Raw genomic sequence first — 22,086 nt, 5'->3', positions numbered from 1 at the left:
AGGAGGTTATCTTAGAATGGAGAAACAAATGGATAAGGCAACGATTAGAGAGAGAATTGCAAAAAGAGCAGAGAAGGAAATTGTAAGCGGTTCCTATGTTAATCTGGGCATTGGGATGCCAACAATGGTTGCAAATTATATTCAGGATGGAAAGCAAGTAGTACTTCAATCGGAAAATGGCTTACTCGGAATCGGTAAGTCACCATTAAAAGAGGAAGTAGATCCCGATTTGATTAATGCGGGCAAGGAAACGGTAACTGCGCAGAAAGGTGCCTCCTATTTCAGTAATGCAGAGTCTTTTGCGATGATACGCGGGGAGCATTTAGATCTTGCGATACTTGGAGGAATGGAAGTATCTGAGGCAGGTGATTTAGCTAATTGGATGATACCTGGAAAAATGATTAAAGGCATGGGTGGTGCAATGGATATTGTGCATGGCGCTAAGAAAATTGTTATCATCATGGACCATGTGAATAAAAAAGGAGAACCAAAAATATTGAAGCAATGCAGCTTACCATTAACAGGTAAAAACGTAGTAAATCGTGTTATTACCGACCGGGCTGTCATTGAAGTAGTAAACGATGGTCTGATGTTAATGGAAGTTGCAAAAGGATGGACAGTTGATGAAGTTATTGCATCAACGGAAGCGGACCTGAAAATAAGTGAAGATCTGCAAATAGGAACCTATTGATAAATATAAAATAGACAAATGGAGGGGATTAGTATGGTAGAAAATAAAGTGGTTTTTATTACTGGTGCTGCAAGTGGAATTGGATATGAAATTGGTGTTGCGTTTGCAAAAGATGGCGCTAAAGTTGTTTTTTCAGACATTAACACGGAAAAAGTAAAGGAAGTCTCTGAAAAATTGAGCAAAGATGGCTATGACTGTATTGGTTTAAAGTGTGATGTCACTAAAGAAGAAGAGTTACAACAAGCGCTCGATTATGCAGTTGAAAAGTACGGCAGACTAGATGTTCTAATTAACAATGCTGGATTACAGCATGTTGCAACATTAGAGGAGTTTCCGACAGAAAAATATGAGTTTATGTTGAAAGTCATGTTGGTTGCGCCATTTATAGCTACAAAACATGTATTACCAGTTATGAAAAAACAGGGATTTGGACGTATTATTAATATGGCATCCATTAATGGACTAATTGGTTTTGCTGGAAAAGCAGCCTACAACAGTGCCAAGCATGGTTTAATTGGTTTAACGAAGGTAGCGGCATTGGAAAGTGCTGCAGATGGAGTCACTGTCAATGCGATTTGTCCTGGATATGTCGATACGCCGTTAGTCCGAGGACAATTTGAAGATCTTGCAAAAAACCGGAATGTACCATTGGAAAATGTTCTGGAGGAAGTACTCTATCCATTAGTACCGCAAAAGAGGCTTTTAGAAGTACAAGAAATATCAGATTATACAATGTTTCTGGCGAGCGATAAAGCAAAAGGAGTTACAGGTCAGGCTGTTGTTCTCGATGGAGGATATACGGCACAATAGAATTCTGAAATTATAGGGGAGTGGGAAAATGGAAAATATATATATTTTAGAAGGAGCTCGTACACCTTTTGGGACTTTCGGGGGAGACCTAAAAGATGTTGACCCAACAGAACTCGGTGTAACTGTAAGTAAAGAAGCCATTCGTCGCAGTGGTATTGATGCTGCGGATATCGATTTTTCGTTTTTGGGCAATGTCATTCATTCAGCAAAAAACGCTCCATATTTATCGAGACATATCGCTTTAAAAACGGGGCTTCCTTTATCAAGTCCAGCCTTAACTGTTAATCGTTTATGTGGGTCAGGACTGCAATCGGTAGTTTCAGCTGCACAATCCATTATGCTTGGTGATGGGCAAGTAGCACTGGCTGGTGGAGTAGAGAATATGAGTCTTTCGCCTTACGCAATGAGAGGAAGCAGATTTGGAACAAAACTAAAAACGCCTCAAGTAGATGACATGTTATGGGCAGCTTTAACAGATGAATATATCGGATCAGGAATGGGTGTAACCGCTGAGAATCTGGCAGAAAAGTATTCGATTACGCGTGATGAGCAAGATGCGTATGCTTGTTTAAGTCATCAGCGTGCAGCAATTGCCAGGAAAACAGGGAAGTTTGCAGAAGAAATCGTTCCGGTTGAAGTAAAAACAAGAAAAGGAACAGTTATAGTAGATTCGGATGAACATATTCGTGAAGATACAACAGTTGAGAAGCTGGCTGCACTTAAACCTTCTTTTAAAAAGGATGGATCTGTCACAGGTGGAAATGCAAGTGGAATTAATGATGGTGCAGGAGCAGTAATTGTTGCCGGAGAAAGCTATGTTCGACGTAATGATCTGCAACCACTAGCAAAAATAGTCTCTTATGGTATTGCTGGAGTCGATCCGTCTTACATGGGGATAGGACCTGTACCAGCTATAAAACGAGCACTCGAAAAAGCAGGTCTTACTTTGAATGATATTGATCTAATTGAAGTGAATGAAGCTTTTGCATCGCAATATCTAGCAGTAGAAAAGGAACTCGGATTAGACCGCGAAAAAGTGAATGTTAATGGAGGAGCCATTGCTTTAGGACATCCAATAGGGGCAAGTGGAACAAGGGTGTTGTACAGCGTGATCAAAGAATTGAAAAGACGCGATCAGCAATACGGTATTGCTTCCCTCTGTATCGGTGGAGGTCAAGGAATCGCGATGATTGTTGAAGTTATTTAAAAAGAGAAAAGAGGAGGGGTAGTATGTTTGGTATTATTTTAGGCTTAATCGTCTTAATGGGCTTAGCATATTTAGGATGGTCTATCATATGGATCGCACCAATTGCTGCTGGGGTAGTGGCGCTAACTGGTGGGCTTGATTTGTTGGATGCATATACCAATACGTATATGAGTGGGTTTGTTAACTTTGCTAAAAGCTGGTTCCCGGTATTTATGCTAGGAGCAATCTTTGGGAAATTAATGGAAGACACGGGAATGGCAAAGTCAGTTGCCGTTGCCTTTACGAAGGTCATTGGTACAAAACGGGCAATCTTAGGTGTATTAGTCTCTTGTGCCGTACTTACTTATGGTGGGGTTAGCTTGTTCGTCGTGGTATTTGCAGTTTATCCACTAGCATTGACGCTTTTCAAGGAAGCAAATATTAGTAGACGTTTAATTCCAGGAACCGTTGCACTTGGGGCATTTACATTTACGATGACAGCCGTGCCAGGAACACCACAAATTCAGAACCTCATTCCAACAGAATATTTTATGACAGATGCGATGGCGGCACCAATCATGGGTATTGTAGCAGCTATAATTATGGCCGTCGGTGGGTATTATTATTTAAGATGGCGTGAAAAGCAGTTGACTGCAAAAGGGGAAACATATACAGAACCGAAAGATAATAAAATTATCAATGTAGATGGGGATACACCGCATTTTATATTATCGATTTTACCATTATTAACCGTACTTCTTACGCTGAACTTATTAAAATGGGATATAGTAGTTGCATTACTATCAGGGATCATTTTACTAATGTTGTTGAACATTTCGAAATTTAAAGGATTTGTAAAAGCAATAAATGGTGGTGCAACCGGATCAGTTACAGCAATCATCAATACGAGTGCAGCAGTTGGTTTCGGTACGGTTGTTCAGGCAGTTCCTGGGTTTAATCGTCTGACGGAGTTATTAATGGGTATTAAAGGCAATCCATTGATTTCAGAAGCGGTTGCAGTCAATATACTTGCTGGAGCAACTGGTTCAGCTTCGGGAGGTATGGGTATAGCCCTTGAAGCACTTGGCTCAAAGTATTATGAAATTGCAATGAATACGGGCATTGATCCTGAAGCATTTCACCGGGTTGCCTCGCTTTCCTCAGGTGGATTGGATGCACTTCCACATAATGGAGCAGTATTGACACTATTAACCATTACTGGAATGACACACAAAGATAGTTACAAAGATATTTTTGTTGTAGCTGTACTAATTCCAATTGTATCTATTATTGCAGCAATTTTGCTTGCTTCAATAGGTATTTACTAATCATCATACAGACGACAAAAGAGTATTGTAGCTGTATGGGCATAGTTGATTAGAATAGAAAATTTACAAGTATAAAACTAAGAAAGACAAGGAAGCCAATAGCTCCTTGTCTTTCTTAGTTTCCATTCGGTTCGTAAATATCCCATGCTGTTTTTAGTGAGTCTGTAATATAATCTGCTACTTCATCTTCAACGAGATTGTCAGTAATTACTCGGGAATGGTGCCCTTCGTAAATGGGCTGTCTCTCGTAGAAGAGTTTTTCTATTTCTTCGATATTCTTTCCCTGAAGAACTGGTCTGCTATCAATAAGTAAACTAATTCTCTCTTTCCATGAATCCCAGGATAGATCGAGGAAAAAGATGATACATTCCGACAAGCAGGCTTTCCGAATTTCCTCCTGTAAAAATGCCCCGCCGCCAACTGAAATAATCTTCAGTTTTTGTTTGCATGAATGAATAATGATTTCTTTTTCAGTTTCCCTAAATTTTTTCTCTCCGTACTTTTTGAAAATATCTGGAGTGGGCAAATTGAATTTTTTTTCAATCTCCTCATCTATATCAATGAAATCTCTGTATAATTTTTTTGCAACAGCTCTGCCGATTGTTGTTTTACCAACCCCCATAAAGCCAATCAGTACAATACTCTGTTCCCGAAGCGAAACGTCATTCATGCGTATCCCCCTAGTCATCTTTTCTGTAAAACTAGTATAAGCTAAATAAGTTAAATTTGCACGAGGAGATATGTTTAACTTTTCTGTTATTGTAGTCGAATTGCTTTTCTTGCCAATACATCTGCGTGAAGATTTTGTTTTTCAGGAATCCATTTGATAAAGAAATATGGGAAAGCACTGTAATTCTCTCTAATTATTTCAAGCAAGGGATGGAAAAGTTTATTCTTCGTAACATCTTTTTCAATAACATCTACGACAACTTTCGAATCTGATCGAAATGATAATATTTCATTTGGGAAAGATTCTTTACAGATTTCAAGAGCTTTTATAATTGCGTGAAATTCTGCTTCATGGTTGGATAACATTCCCAGGGGAAAGGAATATTCATAGTTGCTTCCTCCTGCTTGTATGTAAACTCCTGCACCGCTCCACCCAGGATTACCACTAGATGCACCATCGGTATAAACGATAATCATAACGAACACACTCCCAACATTATATTATGAGCTCTCTATTGAATATATAAAATCTTTTCTACAAAATTGTCGTTATAGCAGAGAATATATAAACCGTGAAACAAGAATAGTAACCTGGGCGACCGCTCCGGGGAAATATACTTCGCTTTCCACGGGCGGCTGGTGAGCCCCCTCGTGCTAAACGTTCATTGAATTTGTATAGCTTGCTATTATGCTGTATTATATCAACCTATCATTTATATAACGTCAATGTATTTAATTATTACTGATTTAACCGTTAAAAACAATATGAAATGTATTGACAATAATAAATAATTTAAATAATATAGATTATGAAAGCCATTTCATTTAGTGTTTATGGATTTCTGTAATATAACAAAGGGGGGATTTTTTTGATGAAGAAAAAAATAGGTTATTTTCTTGCTACAACACTATTAGCAGGTAGCGTTCTGGCAGCATGTGGTAATGGTAATAGTGATTCAGCAGAAGGTGGAGATGGGGAAGGACTTGATACAAGTATTGTCACCATCGCTACTGGTGGAGCTTCTGGTCCTTATAATATTATTGCTACGACATTAGCTGACAAATATAGCTCTGAATATGGTGTGAACTCAAGAACGCAAACAACAGGTGCTTCCGTAGAAAACGTAAATTTACTGGAACAGGACAAGGTAGAGCTTGCTTTTACAATGAGTGACGTTGTCAGTCAGGCTGTAGCCGGCGAGGTTAGCTTTGAGCAACCAGCAGAAAAAGTAAACCAAATCGCTGCACTTTATCCTAACTTTGTTCAAATTGTGACAACTGCTGATTCAGGTATTGAAACATTTGAAGATTTAAAAGGTAAGCGTATTGCAGTAGGAGATCAAAACTCCGGTGTGGAAGTAAATGCCCGCACACTGCTGGAAGGTCATGGTATTACATATGATGATATCGAGGTTGATTATTTAGGATATGCAGAAGCAGCAGATGGCTTGCGAGCAGGTCAATTGGATGCAGCATTTCTTACAAGTGGATTGCCAAACGCATCTCTTCTCGAATTATCGGAGACATTAGATATCCGACTAGTTACAGTTGACCCGGATGACGTAGAACAAATTGCACAGGATGAATCCTATTTTGTAGCGATGGAAATACCAGAAGGCACTTATGGAAATGACGAACCAATTCCAACCGCTGCAATTATGAATGCTCTAGTTGTTCATGCAGATATGAGTGAGGATGATGTTTATGAACTGACAAAGACGTTCTTTGAAAGTCTTGATAGTCTCGTAAACTCTCATCAGGCGGCAGCCGATATTTCGTTGGAAGCAGCACAGGAAGGACTAGTAGCACCTCTGCATCCTGGGGCAGAACGCTACTATAATGAACAGTAAGAAGAGTTTATGGAGCGCATGTATAATTGTGCTCCTCTTTTCTCTTTTATACAGGGTTCCTGTTATCCAACTTGATTTCGGTCATAAGACGTATTTTATAACAAGTGATCATTTCGAATTGCAATGGATTCACTCCGTAGAGAAAGCAGAATGGGTAGAGACCTATTTACGTGATGGGGATGAACTTATTCTCACGGAAACGTATTTTAAGACGTTTGGAGCAGGAGTTCCATCAGATGCGGAGGTAATTGACTCAGATGATGGTTATGTGCATATGAAGATTGAACAACGAATGCAAGAGATGAATCTTACAGTCTCAGAGAATGTGAAAACTACAATTACTACTAGTGATGCTGTGATTCGTTTGTATGATTTAACGGATGACTACGAAAGTGTAAATATCTCAGTTGAATATTTACATATTTGGGAGTACATAGGAGGCGAATTTTTATGACAGAAAAAAATCAAGAATCAATCATCGAAAAAACTACTCCCGAAGTAGGTGAAGATGCCAAAACACAAGAAGTATTGGAAAAATATGATACGGAATCCAGAGTAAGAAAATTGAAAAACAAGAAAGTTGCGATTGGTATTTCAATCCTTGCCATTTTATATTCTATATACCATTTATATGTTACATATAATCCAATACCTGCCCTCCTGCAAAGGTCTATACATATGTCTGTAGGGATGGCACTCATCTATTTAATTTACCCTACCTTTAAAAGACAAAACAGAGCAGCCGTACCAGCATATGACTGGTTACTCTTTCTTCTGAGCATAGCTTCCTCACTATATTTAATTATTGAATATAATGCCATTGTGACTACACGTGGTGGAATACCAAATACAATGGATATTGTATTTGCAGTTTTAACTGTCATTTTGGTATTAGAAGCAGCGAGAAGAGTGACAGGACTTATTTTACCAATCCTTGCTTTGTTATTCCTGGCTTATCCTTTTATCAGTTATATGGATTGGCTGCCAAATATGCTGATGACCAGACCATTTGATATGGGAGATATATTTGGACAGTTATACTTGAAAACGGAAGGGCTATTTTCGACTGCAATTGGTGCTTCCGTCCAATTTATATTCCTATTTATTTTATTTGGAGCATTTCTAACAAAGTCAGGAATGGGCCAGTTATTTAATGACTTAGCAATGGCACTTGCAGGAAGTAAACAAGGAGGACCTGCAAAAGTAGCTGTTATTTCCAGTGGTTTTATGGGGAGCATTAATGGAGCTGCGGTGGCAAATGTAGTTGGCACGGGCGCTTTTACGATCCCATTAATGAAAAAAATCGGTTATTCGAAAAACTTTTCAGGTGCAGTTGAAGCGAGTGCCTCGATTGGTGGTCAGATTCTACCGCCAATCATGGGTGCAAGTGCCTTTATAATGGCGGAGACGACCGGGATTGCTTATGGAACCATCGCCTTGGCAGCATTAATTCCAGCGGTACTTTATTTTCTGGCGGTTATTATGCAAGTGCATTTTCGGGCAGGAAGAAGAAATTTAAAAGGTATTCCAAAAGCTGATTTGCCAAGGGCTAAAGATGTCTTGAAAGAAAGAGGACATTTACTGCTTCCAATCGTTGGTCTTGTTGTAATGCTATATATGGGGATACCCGTTGGTTTCTCAGCATTTTACACGATTATTCTTACTGTAATTATAGCTTCATTCCGAAAAGTTAGTAGAATGGGTATTAAAGATATCCTTGATGCATTGGAAAATGGAGCTAGACAGTCTCTATCTGTAATGATTGCTTGTGCGGTGGTGGGTATCATTATTGGAGTTGTAAACCTAACGAGCTTTGGATCGGTAATGACATCAGCAATTACGAGTATTGGTTCAGGTTCCCTATTCTTAACATTGTTCCTTACAATGATAGCATCCATTATTTTAGGAATGGGGTTACCATCCATACCGGCCTACATTATTACCGCAACTATGACAGCACCTGCACTTGCTGAATTTGGCATACCGATATTAGTTGCGCATCTGTTTGTATTTTATTTCGGTATCTTTGCAAACATCACACCACCGGTTGCACTTGCAGCATTTGCAGGAGCAGGTATCTCGGGTGGGGATCCGATGCGGACAGGGTTCATTGCATTACGTTTAGCACTTGCAGGGTTTATCATCCCTTATCTGTTTGTTTATAACCCGGCAATGCTCTTAATTGATACAACTGGATTACCAGTAAATGCAACCGAGTTTCCATTCCCTCCAATAATGGAAGTGATCCTAATCACGGCAACTGCGCTTATTGGAATTATCGGTCTAGGGGCAGCACTGGAAGGTTATTTTAAAACATATCTAAATGTGGTTTTCAGAATAATTTTAGGTGCAGGTTCACTTATGATGATTGTCCCTGAAACGACAACAGATATTGTTGGATTACTAATTGTTGCAGTCGTATTTGCGCTAAATTATATAAAAAATAAAAAGGATACTAATGCGATAGAGTCGAAATCTGCAAGCTAGGTATGGTGCATATACATATACGCAGCTTTTCTTTTCAACGCACTTTTATATAGAAAAAACACGATAAAATAGGAGAGACGCGAAAAATGAAACTGATTAGTTATCAAACCAAAAACAAGAAAACCTGGAGAATCGGCTGCATGGTGGGAGATCGAGTAGTTGATCTTCAGGAAGCTTATCGCCAAAAGCTTATATCATATACAGAAAAAGATACATTAACTGCAATTGAACAAGTTTTCCCCGCTGAACCAAATAAATTTTTTTCTATAGGTAACAGTGTAATCGAAAAGGCGAAGGAAGCTTATGAATATATATTAAGCAACAGTACAGAGAAATTCTCGTATGCGAAAGGAGAAGTAAACGTGGGTACTCCCATATCTTCCCCATCGAAAATTATTTGTATCGGAAAAAACTATGCTGATCATGTTGCGGAAATGCAAAGTGAAATTCCAGACTTTCCTGTACTCTTTGCTAAATTCACAAATGCATTGATAGGGCCGGAAGATGCAATTGCGAAATCAGCCTCCACGAATAAATTGGATTACGAGGTTGAGCTTACTATTGTAATCGGTAAAGAAGCTTCTAAAGTGAAAAAGGCTGATGCATTGGAATACATTGCTGGCTATACGATTGCGAATGATGTATCAGCCAGAGACTTACAGAAAAGGACACCACAGTGGTTACAGGGAAAAACATTGGATCGAACAACACCAATCGGTCCTTGGGTTGTTACTCCCGATGAAGTAGGAGATCCGTCCAATTTAGCTATTAAGTCGTATGTGAATGGTGAAGAAAGGCAATCTTCGAATACAAGTCATTTAATATTTGATATACCTTTCTTGATTGCGTTTATCTCCGATCTAATAACTTTAAATCCAGGTGATATTATTCTAACAGGTACCCCGGATGGTGTCGGTTTAGCGATGAACCCACCACAATTCTTAAAAGATGGGGACATTGTAGCGATGGAAATTGAAAAAATCGGCAGGATGGAAAATAAGGTAATTGAATCGTAATCGTTAACTTTTGAGAAGCTTCCATAAACTATTGGAGCTTCTTTTTTTATTATTTCCTATGTGTACGTTTTACAGTAGTAAATCCACTAATGACATTTACGGATAACAATGGCAAAATAGAAGGGAGTGATATGATTTAAGGAGTGATGATAATGCAACAAAAGCTAGTCTTAAAACAATCATTACAATGGAAAATGAATCAGTCACTAATGCAATCGATTAATATTTTACAACTTACAAGCGGTGAATTGACCGATTACTTAAAAGAGGTTGCCAACGAGAATCCATTAATTGAGGAAATCCATTCGGATATGGACTGGGCACAGTATAGTCCAGCAAATACGAGCGTGCAATCCATTGGAGAGATCAATCAATCAGAGCTGACAATGTATGATCAATTGAAGAGCCAAATGTTTATGCTCACAATGGATGACGATTTAAGAAAGATTATTGAGTTTGGAATTGACTCGTTGGATGAGGATGGCTATTTGGATATCGAAATGGAAGAATGGGCAAGCTCATTAGAGACCACTATTGATATCACAGAAAAAGCCCTTGATCAAATTCAGTCATTGGAGCCAACAGGAATTGGAGCTAGGAGCCTTCAGGAATGTATATTGTTGCAACTCAAACAGTTAAACGGTTACAAACAATTCATAGAAGAACTGTTGACCGAGCATTTGGATCTTATTGCTGATTCAGATGTGGAATTAATCAGTCAGTTGTATGATATTTCAACAGAAGAAGCGAATCATATAATAGAAAATATAAAACGTTGTCATCCTAAACCAGGTCGATTATTAACAACAACGGAACCGGAATATATCATTCCTGAAGCTTCCATATATAAAGAGGAAGGGGAGTGGAAAATTTCCTTCTATAAATGGGCTGCGCCGAGGATAACCTTAAATCCACAATATAAACATTTAAAAGATCCCACAAATGAAGCTGCTGATTATTTAAAAGAAAAATATAATGAGATTGAGTCGCTACGGAGGGCTATATCGTACCGTGGAAACACATTGGAACGAGTGATACGAACTGTGGTGGAGAAACAGGTGGCATTCTTTGAACATGGGACATACATGATCCAACCGTTAACATTAAAAGAAATTGCAGAAGAATTAGATCTTCACATATCCACGATCAGCAGGGCAATGAGTCAGAAATATGTTCAAACGACCCAGGGGGTATTACCACTTAAATTCTTTCTGCAAAGTGGTATTAAAAAAGGGGATGGAAATGGAACTGCTGCGTTTGTAATTAAACAACTTATCCAAGAGCTGATTACATATGAAGATAAAAATAAGCCTTTATCCGATGAAGCAATAAAAAAGAAACTGAAGGAGGAATTTTCAATTGAGGTAGCTAGGCGTACGGTGATGAAATATCGTAGGCAACTTAAATTACCATCGTCAATAAAAAGAAGGTCGGGGGGATAAAATTGCAGCGCGTAATATTTTATACAAAAGAAGCTTGTTCTTTATGCGAGGATGCAGAAGCATTACTGTCTCTTTTTAAAGGAGAGTTTCCATATGAATTGGAAAAAAGGGATATTTATTCAAATGACAAATGGCTTGAAGAATACCATCTGCAAATACCTGTGATTGAGATAGAAGGAAAACAATTGAATTGTGAAGAATTAAATTATAATGCGATTGAATTGCTATTTAAAGGTCAAAAAGGGGGAACACGGTGAATAACCAGGTTCCTCTTTTTTTTGAGATAAAGCACAAATTCATGGGTATACATTAGTACATTATGTTTACGATTGCTTCATAGAGGAATAATTTATATAGCTGATAAATGTTAAATAATCTTAACAGATAATTTAATGAGTTATTATTTGTATAACTTCGTGGATATGTTATAATAAATTTGTACCGGGACATAATGTAACCCATAGGGGCAATTTATGACCCGATATAGAGGAGCCTTTACATGAAATCCTTAATTGATTTACAAAAAATGTTAGTTCCTGAGTTACTCGAAGTAATGCAACAAAGGTATTCCTTACTGCAAAGTGTTAATCTTTTCCAACCTATTGGAAGAAGAGGTTTGGCAGAAAATACGAAATTGACGGAAAGACATGTCAGAGGCGAGGTCGACTTTCTGCATGACCAAGGATTAATTGAAATCACTACTAAAGGAATGTTTATTACAAATGAGGGTAAATTAATTCTGGAACAGCTAGTGAAATTTATTGGCGAATTATCCGGGTTACATGTTTTAGAAAAACGAATTAAGGAAACATTACATGTAGGTGAAGTTGTTATTGTTCCAGGTGATAGTGATGTAAATGCAGGGGTTAAGCAGGAAATGGGAAAAGCATGTGTTAGTTATCTCAAATCCATCCTCCAGCGTGATAACACAATCGCCGTAACAGGTGGCAGTACAATGGCTGCTGTTGCAAATGTGATGACACCTCTCGGTAAAGAAAGCGACCTTTTATTTGTACCGGCCCGTGGGGGAATTGGAGAAAAGGCAGAAAATCAGGCGTCTGGCATTGTTGCTGAAATGGCAAGAAGAGCACATGGCGAATATCGCATGTTATATGTACCTGATCCTATCAGTAATTCTACCTATGAGACAATCATTACAGAACCGGCCATTATTGAAATATTAGAGAAGATCAAAGGCGCAAATATTGTTATCCATGGAGTTGGGAATGCATTTAAAATGGCAGAACGCCGAAGAACACCCGAGAAAGTGATGACACTATTAAAAGAAAAGAAAGCTGCCAGCGAAGCATTTGGTTATTATTTCGACAAATATGGGAATGTGGTTCATAAGGTGAAGACAGTTGGTATTCAACTTGAAGATTTAGCAGCTGTGGATCATGTCGTTACGGTAGCTGGTGGGAAATCAAAAGGTGAAGCGATTGCTTCTTATTTTAAGCAAGGTAAAAGCGACCTGTTTATAACAGATCAGGGTGCAGCAGAACAGATTTTGAGAGGTACTCCTCTTTAAATATATCATTAGTAATAAATAGTAAAAGATCTTTAGGAGGAATAGCAAATGACAGTTAAAGTTGGTATTAATGGATTTGGTAGAATAGGACGTAACGTATTCCGTCAGGCTTTATCAAATGATGAGGTTGAAATTGTTGCAGTAAATGATTTAACAGACGCTAATATGCTTGCACATTTATTGAAATATGATTCTGTACATGGCAAATTAGAACAAGAAATTTCGGTTAATGGTTCAAACATCGTTGTTGGTGGACAAGAAATTAAAGTATTGTCTGAACGTGACCCTGCTAACCTTGGTTGGGGAGAGCTTGGAGTAGAAGTAGTTATTGAATCAACTGGACGTTTCACAAAAGGTGAAGACGCTCAGAAACACATCGATGCTGGAGCTAAGAAAGTTATTATCTCTGCACCTGCAAATGGCGAAGATTTAACAATCGTTATGGGTGTTAATGATGATAAATACGATGCTTCTAAACACAATATTATTTCCAATGCATCTTGTACAACAAACTGTTTAGCTCCATTTGCTAAAGTACTTCACGACAACTTTGGAATTAAACGTGGTTTGATGACTACAATCCACTCCTATACAAATGATCAACAAATTCTTGATTTACCGCACAAAGACTATCGTCGTGCTCGTGCTGCAGCAGAAAATATTATTCCTACAACTACTGGAGCTGCAAAAGCAGTTGGATTAGTTTTACCTGAAATCAATGGTAAATTGAATGGTATGGCTGTACGTGTACCAACTCCAGATGGTTCATTAGTTGATTTAGTAGCTGAACTTGATAAAAATGTTACTGCTGAAGATATTAATAATGCATTAAGAGAAGCAGCGGCAGGCCCATTAAAAGGCGTGTTAGAATACAGTGAAGAACCACTTGTTTCTACTGATATTATTGGAAATCCACATTCATCTGTAATTGATGGTTTATCTACAATGGTTATGGAAGACAATCTAGTTAAAGTTGTTTCTTGGTATGACAACGAAATGGGCTACTCTGCACGTTGTGTAGACTTAGCAGCATTCTTGAAAAAACAAGGACTATAATAACAAAAGCGAATGCAACACTAGTCAAATAATCTATACATTACACGATACAATTTAGACGGAGGAGGATTCCATTCCTCCTCCGTTTTCTATTTATTCTTTTACTGTTACAAGCGCTAATGCCAATCATGGTATATAATGGTTACGAACGATGTAATCAGGGAAGACCTATAACAGTAAATATGTTACATAGGCCAAAATTAGGAGGGTTTATCATGAACAAAAAAACACTTCAAGACCTTGATGTTAAAGGGAAAAAAGTATTTTGCCGTGTGGACTTTAATGTTCCATTGAAAGAAGGGACCATTACGGATGATACACGCATCAGAGCAGCAGTACCAACAATCAACTATCTAACGGAGCAAGGTGCCATCGTAATTTTGGCAAGCCATCTTGGGCGACCAAATGGTCAGGTAGTGGATGAATTACGATTAGACCCTGTTGCCAAACATTTAAGTAATTTAATTGGAAAAGACGTAGTGAAAACAGATTCTGTATACGGTGATGAAGTCAATGAAGCTATTTCCCAACTAAGTGATGGGGATGTTTTATTAATTGAAAATGTACGTTTTGAGGCCGGCGAAGAGAAGAATGATCCTGAATTGATTCAGGCTTTTGCTGATATGGCTGATTTGTATGTTAACGATGCATTTGGTGCAGCACACCGGGCACATGCTTCAACAACTGGTGTTGCTGAGAAACTTCCATCAGCGGCTGGCTACTTAATGGAAAGAGAAATTGCTGCCCTGGGCAGTGCACTTAGCAATCCGGAACGCCCTTTTACCGCAATTATTGGTGGTGCGAAGGTGAAGGATAAAATCAATGTGATTGATAATCTGTTGGAAAAAGTTGATAATCTGATAATTGGTGGAGGACTTGCCTACACTTTCATAAAAGCACAAGGCCATGAAATTGGTAAGTCACTACTTGAGGAAGATAAAATTGACCTTGCTAAACAATTCATGAAAAAAGCAGAAGAAAAAGGTGTTAACTTTGTTTTACCAGTTGACGCAGTAGTTGCTGATGATTTTTCCGAAACAGCAAACACTAAAATTGTGGACATAAATCAAATTCCTGAAGACTGGGAAGCATTGGATATCGGTCCAAAATCGAGGGAAATATTCAGTCAAATAGTTGCAGATTCTAAGCTTATTATCTGGAATGGACCAATGGGGGTATTTGAATTGAACCCATTTGCTGGTGGTACAAAAGCAGTTGCTGAAAGCTTAGCAGAAACAGAAGGTTTTTCAATTATTGGTGGCGGTGATTCAGCTGCAGCTGTTGAGAAGTTTGACCTTGCTTCAGAAATGAATCATGTATCAACTGGTGGTGGAGCTTCCCTTGAATATATGGAAGGTAAAGTTTTACCTGGCGTAGCAGCTCTAGATGATAAATAAACCAAACAAAATCTATAACTAATTCGAGAGGTGAGACGATGCGTAAAAAAATTATTGCAGGAAACTGGAAAATGAATAAGGTTTTATCAGAATCAAATCAATTCGTTGATGCGGTTGTCAGTAAGGTACCCGATAGTGAACAGGTGGAAGCTATTGTGTGTGCACCATTCCCGTATTTATCATCATTGGTAGAAAAGACGAATGGTTCAAAAGTAAAAGTAGCAGCACAAAACATGCACTTTGAAGACAGTGGAGCATATACGGGAGAAGTTAGTCCAGTTATGCTGAAAGATCTTGGTGTTTCGCATGTTGTCCTAGGACACTCCGAGCGTCGTGAGTATTTTGCAGAGACGGATGAAACAGTAAACAAAAAAACACATGCCGCATTTCATCATGGTCTAACACCAATTGTTTGTGTAGGTGAAACGCTGGAACAACGTGAAGCAAATGAAACTAAAAATCATGTTGAAACACAGGTTAAGAAAGCAATTGAAGGTCTTTCGGATGAGCAAGTGGCTGAAACAATTGTTGCTTATGAGCCAATCTGGGCAATTGGAACAGGTAAAACTGCATCAAGTGAAGATGCCAATGAAGTATGTACCCATATTCGAAACGTAATTAAAGAAGTAACATCAGAAGCTATAGCAGAAAAAGTTGTAATTCAATACGGAGGTAGTGTAAAACCTTCCAATGTAGAAGAATTATTATCACAGTCTGATATTGATGGAGCTTTAGTTGGTGGAGCAAGTCTGGAGGCAGAATCCTTTCTGCAACTAGTGGAGGCAGGTACAAAATGAGTCAAAATAATGTAGCTGCATTAATCATCCTAGATGGCTTTGCAATCCGTGATGAAGAAAAAGGTAATGCAGTCAAACAAGCAAATACACCTAATTTTGATCGTTATTTGAAAAAGTATGCACATAGTCAATTGACTGCCAGTGGACATGCAGTAGGTCTTCCGGAAGGCCAAATGGGTAATTCTGAGGTAGGCCATTTAAATATTGGTGCAGGTAGAGTTGTCTATCAAAGTCTCACCCGCGTAAATCTCTCGATCGAAGAAGGGGATTTTTACGAAGTGGATGCTTTTCTGAAATCGATTCATCATGCGAAAACAAATGATAAGGCACTCCATTTATTTGGATTGTTATCCGATGGTGGTGTCCATAGTCATATCAATCACTTATTTGCATTGCTGAAACTGGCAAAAGACAGTGATTTGGATAAAGTGTATGTTCACGCATTTTTGGATGGGCGTGATGTAGGTCCACAAACTGCAGGACAATACATTCAACAGACAGAAGAAAAGATGCGCGAACTTGGTATTGGTGAATTTGCGAGTATCTCAGGTCGTTATTATTCCATGGACCGCGATAAACGTTGGGATCGTGTACAAAAATCCTATGAGGCGATGGTACATGGTAAAGGGCCGAAATATAAGCATGCAATGGAAGTAATTCAGGACAATTATGAGAATGGAATCCATGATGAGTTCGTCATTCCATCTGTAATAACAGATGATAATGACGAGCCTGTTGGAACGATAAAAGATAATGATTCCATCATCTTTTATAATTTCCGTCCAGATAGAGCAATTCAGATTTCACGTACGTTTGCGAATGCTGATTTTCGTGACTTTGACCGTGGTGAGAATGTTCCGAAAGACTTGGATTTTGTTATGTTTACGAATTTCAGTGAAACTGTCAATGGTTTCGTAGCATACGAACCAATTAATCTGGACAATACCATTGGTGAGGTACTCGCACAAAATGATTTAAAACAGCTTCGGATTGCTGAAACGGAAAAATTTCCGCATGTTACATTCTTTATGAGTGGCGGACGTGAACAGGAATTCCCTGGTGAAACAAGAATATTAATTGATTCACCAAAGGTTGCCACCTACGATTTACAACCAGAAATGAGTGCCTATGAAGTTACCGATGCGCTTCTTGCTGAGCTTGACAAAGGCGAGCAAAATGCCATCATCTTAAACTTTGCCAACCCAGATATGGTTGGACATTCAGGGATGCTGCAACCGACTATTGATGCCATTGAAGTGGTTGATGAATGTCTAGGTAAAATTGTAGATAAGATTACTGAACTAGGTGGAAATGCGATTATTACTGCCGATCATGGAAATTCGGATGAAGTTGTTACAATGGAAGGTACACCAATGACCGCCCATACAACGAATCCGGTACCGGTAATTGTAACCAAAGAAGATGCTTCTTTACGTACAGGTGGTATTCTAGCAGATCTTGCACCAACACTATTGGATCTATTAAATGTTAGTAAACCAGAAGAAATGACTGGAGAGTCACTGATTATTAAATAAACCAGCAATATTAAAAAAAATGAAAACAAAAAGGAGAGATTTTCATGCCATACATTACTGACGTATATGCTAGAGAAGTCTTAGATTCACGTGGTAACCCAACAGTTGAGGTAGAAATTTTCACAGAATCAGGTGCATTTGGTTCTGCTTTGGTACCAAGTGGTGCATCAACTGGAGAATATGAAGCAGTAGAATTACGTGATGGTGACAAAGACCGTTACTTAGGAAAAGGTGTTTTAAAAGCAGTTGAAAATGTGAATGACATTATTGGGCCTGAGTTAATCGGTCTTGATGTTACACGCCAAAATATCATTGACGCATTAATGATTGACCTGGATGGTACAGAAAACAAAGGAAAACTTGGAGCAAATGCTATTCTTGGTGTTTCCATGGCTGCAGCACATGCAGCAGCAAGCTATCTTGAAGTGCCTTTATATAACTACCTTGGAGGATTTAACGCGAAAGTATTGCCAACACCAATGATGAACATCGTAAACGGTGGAGAGCATGCTGATAACAATGTGGATATTCAGGAATTCATGATTATGCCTGTTGGAGCTCCAACATTCAAAGAAGCATTACGTACAGGTGCTGAAATTTTCCACTCATTGAAAAAAGTGTTAAGTGATAAAGGGCTAAACACTGCTGTTGGTGATGAAGGTGGATTCGCTCCAAACCTTGGTTCCAACGAGGAAGCATTGCAAACAATTGTAGAAGCAATTGAAGCTGCTGGCTACAAACCAGGTGAAGAAGTTAAACTTGCGATGGACGTAGCAGCATCTGAAATATATGAAGATGGCAAGTACAATCTAAAAGGTGAAGGTGTCGTTCGTACATCCGAAGAAATGGTTGACTGGTATGAAGAAATGATTAATAAATACCCAATTATTTCTATTGAAGATGGCTTGGATGAAAATGACTGGGATGGTTTCAAATTGCTGACAGATCGTATTGGTGACCGTGTACAACTAGTAGGTGACGACCTATTTGTTACAAACACAGCGAAACTTTCTGAAGGAATTGAAAAAGGTATCGGAAATTCCATTCTTGTTAAAGTAAACCAAATTGGTACATTAACAGAAACATTCGAAGCAATTGAAATGGCAAAACGTGCAGGCTATACTGCAGTAATCTCTCACCGTTCTGGTGAAACAGAAGACGCAACCATTGCTGACATTGCTGTAGCAACAAATGCCGGTCAAATTAAAACAGGTGCTCCTTCACGTACCGACCGTGTAGCTAAATACAACCAGTTACTTCGTATTGAAGATGAACTTGCTGGTATGGGCGAATATGCAGGAGCGACTGCATTTTATAATCTGAAAAGTAAATAACCCATTCATTTAAGAGGAGGCAGAGAAATCTGCCTCTTTTTTTTTGGCAGTAAAGAAAGTATATCCATATTTCTTTCTGCATAAGTGCAGCTAAGGCATCGCTAAAAGGCTTGGCGAATGCCAAGTTTTCTAATGGTCGGTCTAGTTGAGATTTAAGCCGATGATCGATTATTATTATGATTTCTATAAAAAGAGAAACCCGAATATACAGGGAAGTCCAATGCACGATTGTATTAACATTAATGGCAACAACCAACAATGGAGATGTTTACGTTCCGGGAGTTACCTGTGGATATTGTACAGACAAGGGGAGGTACGGAAAGAGGACATAGCATTGCTGACATAAGGCCATATGAAAATATGGAAGAAGAAAGTGCAACAGAGATAAAAACCCATCGTATAGCATTAGATTTTGACTATTCACAATTTTTATGGACTTTATGACCGATATGTCCGGACGACGTTTTCATTAGAAAGGGTGAATTAAAAGGGTACTGCGTATATAATAGTAACAGTACTCTTTACAGTCTTTGGAGGTTTTCATATGGATATTTTAAAAACAATGAAAGAACGTCGATCGATACATACATTTAAAAAGGAAGAAGTTAAGAGTGAAATATTGAAACAGATTTTTACATACGGTTCCTACGCCCCGACACATTATATGACTGAAGCTTGGAAGATTAAGTTATATCAGTCAAAGGGGAGGCATGCATTTATCGACGCAATTATCACAAGCTACCAGCGCATTGGCATGATCAGAAGGGATGATGATCCAAAAACATTGCGTATGATTGATTCAATGAAGGACTTTTTAATGGCAATACCACATCATGCACTTATTTATTTTGAGAAAGATGATGATCCGATAAGGTATGAAGAAGAATACGCGTCCGTAGCAGCATTTATCCAAAACGCACAACTTGCTGCATGGGAATATGATGTAGGAATGCTATGGACAATTACGCCATATATGCATGACCCACAGTTTTTGGCTGCTATCGGTTTAAATAGCGAGACAACTAAATTAGCTGCCGTATTGCAGATTGGATACCCGAAAAAAGTCTCGCGAGATAAAGGCAGAACACCAATAGAACAGAAAATGGAAATAATTGAGGAATAACCTTCGACAAAATTCCCTATAATTCGGGGAGTGACAGGCACCAAAAAGGTACCAAAAAAAGCGCACAGGCCATGTTAGTTAGGTCTGTGCGCTTTTTGGATTTATTCTGTTTTTTCTTTTACAAATGCAATGACTTCTTCTGCAGTTCCCATGGAAAGCAGTTGTTCTTTAAAGGAAGTCATTTCTTTTTTAGATAAGTTAAGAATCTGTGTTCTTGCTGGTAGAATGGATGTTGCACTCATACTAAATTCATCCAGTCCTAATCCGAGCAGAATTGGAATGGCAATGGAATCTCCTGCCATTTCTCCACACATACCAACCCATTTTCCCTCTTTATGTGCAGCTTCTATAACAGTATGAATTAAATTTAAAATTGCGGGATTGTATGGCTGGTATAAATAGGAAACTTGTTCATTCATTCGATCAGCAGCCATGGTATATTGAATTAAATCATTGGTACCGATACTGAAGAAATCAACTTCTTTGGCAAATTGTCTTGCAATAACTGCAGTAGATGGGATTTCAACCATAATTCCTACTTCAATATCCTCGGAAACTTTTACACCTTCTGCAAGTAAGGCTTCCTTTTCATCCAATAAAAGGGCTTTCGCCTTACGGAATTCTTCCAGTGTTGCAATCATAGGGAACATAATTTTTAAGTTACCATGTACACTCGCGCGTAGTAATGCACGTAATTGTGGTCGGAAAACATGCTCATTTTCTAGACAGAATCGGATGGCACGGAATCCTAAAAACGGATTAAGCTCTTTAGGTAAGTCCAAATAGCTAAGCTCTTTATCTCCACCAACATCCAATGTTCTAACAACAACTGGTTTATCTCCCATTTGCTCTAATACAGAAGTATAAGCTTCATATTGCTCTTCTTCTGTTGGAAGTTCTGATTTACCCATATATAAGAACTCCGTCCGGTATAAACCAATTCCTTCTCCGCCGTTATTCAAAACACCTTCTACATCAGCCGGTGTTCCAATATTGGCAGCGAGTTCCACTTGCTCTCCATCACTTGTGAATGTTGGCTCATCTTTTAATTTGGCCCATTCCTGCTGTTGTTCTGCAAAGGTTTCCTGTTTCTTGCGATACGAATCTATTTCTTCATCAGACGGGTTAATAATGACAATCCCTTCCATGCCGTCTACGATAATAATATCGTCCTTGGAAACAGATGTTGTAATATTTTTTGTGCCTACTACAGCTGGAATTTCAAGGGATCTGGCCATGATTGCAGAATGAGAAGTGCGTCCGCCGATATCAGTGGCAAATCCTTTAACAAATTCCCGATTTAATTGTGCTGTATCAGAAGGTGTTAGATCATTCGCGATAACAACCACCTGTTCATCAATTAATGCTGGATCAGGGAAATTTGCACCTAATAAGTGAGCCATTATCCGTTTTGTAACATCTTGAATGTCCGCCGCACGTTCGCGCATGTATTCGTTATCCATATCTTTGAACATTTCAATAAACCTATTCGCCACTTCATCCAAAGCAGCTTCGGCATTTACTTTATCTGTATTAATTTTATCTTCTATTGGTTTAATAAGTTCAGGATCACTAAGAACAAGTAAGTGGGCAGAGAAGATTTCGGCATGCTCGTCGCCCATTTCTTTCTTTGTATGTTCTTTTATTTTCTCCAATTCTTGTTTGGAAATTTTTAAGGCCTCATCAAGTCGTTCAATCTCTTTATCGGGATTATCTATCGTAACATTTTCAAATGTTAATTCCGGGGCTTTTAATTCATATACTTTTGCAATAGCTATTCCTGTTGATGCAGCAATTCCATCTATTTTTCTCATTTCTTGGTAGCACCCTTTCTATG

At 38.5% G+C, this 22,086-nt stretch carries 21 protein-coding genes; 18 read left to right on the top strand and 3 right to left on the bottom strand.

The genetic code is table 11. The annotated features are described in order from the left end of the window. Positions 1-16: 16 nt before the first annotated feature. Genes ACHABU_RS04340 through ACHABU_RS04325 form a run of 4 tightly spaced genes read left to right on the top strand, consistent with a single transcriptional unit; the run spans position 17 to position 4,015 of the window. On the top strand, positions 17-691 hold the full coding sequence (locus ACHABU_RS04340) for a 3-oxoacid CoA-transferase subunit B (RefSeq protein WP_435762638.1): 675 nt from the start codon (positions 17-19) through the stop codon (positions 689-691). A 33-nt stretch (positions 692-724) separates the two neighbouring features. After that, positions 725-1,501 carry a 3-hydroxybutyrate dehydrogenase gene (locus ACHABU_RS04335; protein WP_435762636.1) on the top strand — a complete coding sequence of 259 codons (777 nt, stop codon included), beginning with the start codon at positions 725-727 and terminating at the stop codon, positions 1,499-1,501. 28 nt (positions 1,502-1,529) lie between these two features. Then, positions 1,530-2,708, top strand: a complete 1,179-nt coding sequence (locus ACHABU_RS04330; RefSeq protein WP_435762634.1) for a thiolase family protein — start codon at positions 1,530-1,532, stop codon at positions 2,706-2,708. Between the two features lie 23 nt (positions 2,709-2,731). Next, positions 2,732-4,015: a GntP family permease gene (locus ACHABU_RS04325; RefSeq protein WP_435762632.1), complete on the top strand. Its 1,284-nt coding sequence runs from the start codon at positions 2,732-2,734 to the stop codon at positions 4,013-4,015. Between the two features lie 115 nt (positions 4,016-4,130). On the opposite strand, the gene ACHABU_RS04320 is transcribed toward ACHABU_RS04325, so the two are convergent. Together ACHABU_RS04320 and ACHABU_RS04315 are read right to left on the bottom strand one after the other, a co-directional pair. Continuing rightward, the gene (locus tag ACHABU_RS04320; RefSeq protein ID WP_435762630.1) at positions 4,131-4,685 is read right to left on the bottom strand and encodes a shikimate kinase; all 555 of its coding nucleotides are present in this window, start codon (positions 4,683-4,685) and stop codon (positions 4,131-4,133) included. Positions 4,686-4,771: 86 nt separating this feature from the next. After that, positions 4,772-5,161, bottom strand: coding sequence for an RNase H family protein (locus ACHABU_RS04315; RefSeq protein ID WP_435762628.1), 390 nt, complete (start codon positions 5,159-5,161; stop codon positions 4,772-4,774). 395 nt (positions 5,162-5,556) lie between these two features. Here ACHABU_RS04315 and ACHABU_RS04310 point away from each other — a divergent pair, with 395 nt between their 5' ends. From ACHABU_RS04310 to ACHABU_RS04245, 14 genes are all read left to right on the top strand, one after another. After that, on the top strand, positions 5,557-6,534 hold the full coding sequence (locus ACHABU_RS04310) for a TAXI family TRAP transporter solute-binding subunit (protein WP_435762626.1): 978 nt from the start codon (positions 5,557-5,559) through the stop codon (positions 6,532-6,534). Continuing rightward, positions 6,524-6,988: a DUF1850 domain-containing protein gene (locus ACHABU_RS04305; protein WP_435762624.1), complete on the top strand. Its 465-nt coding sequence runs from the start codon at positions 6,524-6,526 to the stop codon at positions 6,986-6,988. The genes ACHABU_RS04310 and ACHABU_RS04305 overlap by 11 nt, the downstream gene beginning before the upstream one ends. Beyond that, entirely contained in the window at positions 6,985-9,021 is a 2,037-nt protein-coding gene (locus ACHABU_RS04300; protein WP_435762622.1) for a TRAP transporter permease, read from the top strand. Before ACHABU_RS04305 ends, ACHABU_RS04300 begins: the two co-directional genes overlap by 4 nt. 86 nt (positions 9,022-9,107) lie before the next feature. Then, positions 9,108-10,037, top strand: a complete 930-nt coding sequence (locus tag ACHABU_RS04295) for a fumarylacetoacetate hydrolase family protein (RefSeq protein WP_435762620.1) — start codon at positions 9,108-9,110, stop codon at positions 10,035-10,037. Positions 10,038-10,189: 152 nt separating this feature from the next. Next, positions 10,190-11,479 (top strand): RNA polymerase factor sigma-54, encoded by a 1,290-nt coding sequence (gene rpoN / locus ACHABU_RS04290; protein ID WP_435762618.1) that lies wholly within the window; start codon positions 10,190-10,192, stop codon positions 11,477-11,479. Between the two features lie 2 nt (positions 11,480-11,481). Next, positions 11,482-11,736 carry a glutaredoxin family protein gene (locus ACHABU_RS04285; RefSeq protein ID WP_435762616.1) on the top strand — a complete coding sequence of 85 codons (255 nt, stop codon included), beginning with the start codon at positions 11,482-11,484 and terminating at the stop codon, positions 11,734-11,736. Positions 11,737-11,978: 242 nt separating this feature from the next. Next, the gene (locus ACHABU_RS04280; RefSeq protein ID WP_435762614.1) at positions 11,979-13,007 is read left to right on the top strand and encodes a sugar-binding transcriptional regulator; all 1,029 of its coding nucleotides are present in this window, start codon (positions 11,979-11,981) and stop codon (positions 13,005-13,007) included. Positions 13,008-13,055: 48 nt separating this feature from the next. After that, positions 13,056-14,063, top strand: coding sequence for a type I glyceraldehyde-3-phosphate dehydrogenase (gene gap / locus ACHABU_RS04275; RefSeq protein WP_435762612.1), 1,008 nt, complete (start codon positions 13,056-13,058; stop codon positions 14,061-14,063). Positions 14,064-14,278: 215 nt separating this feature from the next. After that, complete coding sequence (locus ACHABU_RS04270) at positions 14,279-15,460, top strand: phosphoglycerate kinase (RefSeq protein ID WP_435762610.1); 1,182 nt, start codon at positions 14,279-14,281, stop codon at positions 15,458-15,460. Positions 15,461-15,498: 38 nt separating this feature from the next. Next, the gene (gene tpiA, locus ACHABU_RS04265) at positions 15,499-16,257 is read left to right on the top strand and encodes a triose-phosphate isomerase (protein ID WP_435762608.1); all 759 of its coding nucleotides are present in this window, start codon (positions 15,499-15,501) and stop codon (positions 16,255-16,257) included. After that, positions 16,254-17,792, top strand: a complete 1,539-nt coding sequence (gene gpmI, locus ACHABU_RS04260) for a 2,3-bisphosphoglycerate-independent phosphoglycerate mutase (RefSeq protein ID WP_435762606.1) — start codon at positions 16,254-16,256, stop codon at positions 17,790-17,792. The genes tpiA and gpmI overlap by 4 nt, the downstream gene beginning before the upstream one ends. Before the next feature lie 44 nt (positions 17,793-17,836). After that, positions 17,837-19,126: a phosphopyruvate hydratase gene (gene eno, locus ACHABU_RS04255; RefSeq protein WP_435762604.1), complete on the top strand. Its 1,290-nt coding sequence runs from the start codon at positions 17,837-17,839 to the stop codon at positions 19,124-19,126. Between the two features lie 288 nt (positions 19,127-19,414). Next, positions 19,415-19,570 (top strand): hypothetical protein, encoded by a 156-nt coding sequence (locus ACHABU_RS04250; protein WP_435762602.1) that lies wholly within the window; start codon positions 19,415-19,417, stop codon positions 19,568-19,570. A gap of 100 nt (positions 19,571-19,670) precedes the next feature. Then, a complete protein-coding gene (locus ACHABU_RS04245; RefSeq protein WP_435762600.1) occupies positions 19,671-20,249 on the top strand; it encodes a nitroreductase family protein in 579 nt (192 codons plus the stop codon). Between the two features lie 101 nt (positions 20,250-20,350). Here ACHABU_RS04245 and ptsP read toward each other — a convergent pair whose 3' ends face one another. Then, entirely contained in the window at positions 20,351-22,063 is a 1,713-nt protein-coding gene (gene ptsP / locus ACHABU_RS04240) for a phosphoenolpyruvate--protein phosphotransferase (protein WP_435762598.1), read from the bottom strand. Positions 22,064-22,086 lie beyond the last annotated feature (23 nt).

The organism is Oceanobacillus sp. CF4.6 (assembly GCF_051262635.1).
GTDB lineage: Bacteria > Bacillota > Bacilli > Bacillales > Amphibacillaceae > Oceanobacillus.
The sequence above is the reverse complement of the archived record's forward strand: the minus strand, read 5'-3'. Positions and strand labels throughout refer to the sequence as shown.

Coding starts and splice junctions, on each gene's coding strand:
- ACHABU_RS04340 (WP_435762638.1), top strand. CDS start 17: ATGGAGAAACAAATGGATAAGGCAACGATTAGAGAGAGAATTGCAAAA.
- ACHABU_RS04335 (WP_435762636.1), top strand. CDS start 725: ATGGTAGAAAATAAAGTGGTTTTTATTACTGGTGCTGCAAGTGGAATT.
- ACHABU_RS04330 (WP_435762634.1), top strand. CDS start 1,530: ATGGAAAATATATATATTTTAGAAGGAGCTCGTACACCTTTTGGGACT.
- ACHABU_RS04325 (WP_435762632.1), top strand. CDS start 2,732: ATGTTTGGTATTATTTTAGGCTTAATCGTCTTAATGGGCTTAGCATAT.
- ACHABU_RS04320 (WP_435762630.1), bottom strand. CDS start 4,685: ATGAATGACGTTTCGCTTCGGGAACAGAGTATTGTACTGATTGGCTTT.
- ACHABU_RS04315 (WP_435762628.1), bottom strand. CDS start 5,161: ATGATTATCGTTTATACCGATGGTGCATCTAGTGGTAATCCTGGGTGG.
- ACHABU_RS04310 (WP_435762626.1), top strand. CDS start 5,557: ATGAAGAAAAAAATAGGTTATTTTCTTGCTACAACACTATTAGCAGGT.
- ACHABU_RS04305 (WP_435762624.1), top strand. CDS start 6,524: ATGAACAGTAAGAAGAGTTTATGGAGCGCATGTATAATTGTGCTCCTC.
- ACHABU_RS04300 (WP_435762622.1), top strand. CDS start 6,985: ATGACAGAAAAAAATCAAGAATCAATCATCGAAAAAACTACTCCCGAA.
- ACHABU_RS04295 (WP_435762620.1), top strand. CDS start 9,108: ATGAAACTGATTAGTTATCAAACCAAAAACAAGAAAACCTGGAGAATC.
- rpoN (WP_435762618.1), top strand. CDS start 10,190: ATGCAACAAAAGCTAGTCTTAAAACAATCATTACAATGGAAAATGAAT.
- ACHABU_RS04280 (WP_435762614.1), top strand. CDS start 11,979: ATGAAATCCTTAATTGATTTACAAAAAATGTTAGTTCCTGAGTTACTC.
- gap (WP_435762612.1), top strand. CDS start 13,056: ATGACAGTTAAAGTTGGTATTAATGGATTTGGTAGAATAGGACGTAAC.
- ACHABU_RS04270 (WP_435762610.1), top strand. CDS start 14,279: ATGAACAAAAAAACACTTCAAGACCTTGATGTTAAAGGGAAAAAAGTA.
- tpiA (WP_435762608.1), top strand. CDS start 15,499: ATGCGTAAAAAAATTATTGCAGGAAACTGGAAAATGAATAAGGTTTTA.
- gpmI (WP_435762606.1), top strand. CDS start 16,254: ATGAGTCAAAATAATGTAGCTGCATTAATCATCCTAGATGGCTTTGCA.
- eno (WP_435762604.1), top strand. CDS start 17,837: ATGCCATACATTACTGACGTATATGCTAGAGAAGTCTTAGATTCACGT.
- ACHABU_RS04245 (WP_435762600.1), top strand. CDS start 19,671: ATGGATATTTTAAAAACAATGAAAGAACGTCGATCGATACATACATTT.
- ptsP (WP_435762598.1), bottom strand. CDS start 22,063: ATGAGAAAAATAGATGGAATTGCTGCATCAACAGGAATAGCTATTGCA.